Below are 1,307 nucleotides of genomic sequence, written 5' to 3' on the forward strand. Positions count from 1 at the left end.
TGAAGTGTCCCAGGTTTTGTTCCGTCTGAGTAGATGGGAAAATCTGGAATATGCCAAGAAAATTTGACCAGGATGCGAAGGACCGTGTGGTCCGTCTTGTAGAGGACCGTATCTTGGCGGAAAATATGTCGATGCAAGCCGCGTGCAAGGCAGTAGCTCCAAAGTTGGGGGTTTCATGGCACACGGCTCGTCAGTGGACCCAGCAGGCCCGTCGTGCGGGAAGCATCCCAGAACCTGTGCCTGAAGACTTGGCCGCGGAAAACGCGAGGCTACGCCGTGAAAATCAAGAGCTACGCGACACCAATGAGCTACTGAAGGCTGCCTCGGCTTTTTTCGCGTCGGAACTCGACCCAAAACGTCGGAAATGATCCGGTTCATCGATGAGTATCGGGATCGTTTCTCCATCGAGTTCATTTGCGAGACGTTAAACACCCACCGTGTTGGCGGTTTCATCACGTCCCGTGGATACCGCCAATCAAAAGCCCGTGGTATGAGTGCCCGCAGTCTTCGTGACGCTGCTCTAGTCGCGCACATCGCCGAGGTCCATGAAGAAAATTTTGGCGTCTACGGCATCCGTAAGATGTGGCATACTCTGCGCCGTGAAGGAATCGACATTGGCCGTGAGCAGACCGCACGCCTGATGCGTCTTGCTGGAGTCAGAGGCAAAGGTAAAGGTAAGTCTCCTATTACTACCCGCAAGCCGAAGGGACCAGATCTGCGTCCTGATTTAGTTAATCGCAAGTTCAACGCCCCGGCACCGGCCCGATTGTGGGTGGCCGATATTACTTATGTGCGCACTAGAAAAGGATTCGTGTACACCGCTTTTGTTACCGACGTGTTCTCCCGAAGGATCGTCGGGTGGGCACTATCTGATTCAATGCGTACCGAGGCGCTGCCGCTGCAGGCGCTTAATCAGGCGATTGTCAGCGCGAAGGAAACAACGGGGCTGATTCATCATTCAGATCATGGCTCACAGTACGTCAGCATTGTCTACAACGAACGGCTGGCTGAGTATGGAATTGCTGCCTCTACCGGGACAGTAGGAGATTCCTATGACAATGCTTTGGCCGAAAACGTCAACGGTTCCTACAAAAATGAGCTGATTCATCGGCGGTCGTGGGACAGCGTGGTTGACGTGGAGATCGCGACGTTTGAATGGGTTAATTGGTGGAACGAGGTACGGCTTCACCAAAGTCTCGGCTATCGCACGCCAGCTGAGGTTGAGTCAGAGTTTTGGGAAACCAACCCAGCCCAAGAAATAATGGAAATCAAGGCAAATGCCTAGGAACAAAACCCGGGACACTTCA

At 53.3% G+C, this 1,307-nt stretch carries 1 protein-coding gene; it reads left to right on the forward strand.

The genetic code is table 11. The features are described 5' to 3' along the window. The first annotated feature begins 50 nt into the window (after positions 1–50). Positions 51–1,285 (forward strand): IS3 family transposase gene (locus HMPREF2967_RS02325; RefSeq protein WP_167315507.1). Its coding sequence is split into 2 segments (ribosomal slippage): positions 51–339 and positions 339–1,285, totalling 1,236 coding nucleotides; the frame shifts between segments, so codons are not numbered across the junction. Positions 1,286–1,307 lie beyond the last annotated feature (22 nt).

This window comes from Corynebacterium sp. HMSC059E07 (assembly GCF_001814395.1).
GTDB lineage: Bacteria > Actinomycetota > Actinomycetes > Mycobacteriales > Mycobacteriaceae > Corynebacterium > Corynebacterium hesseae.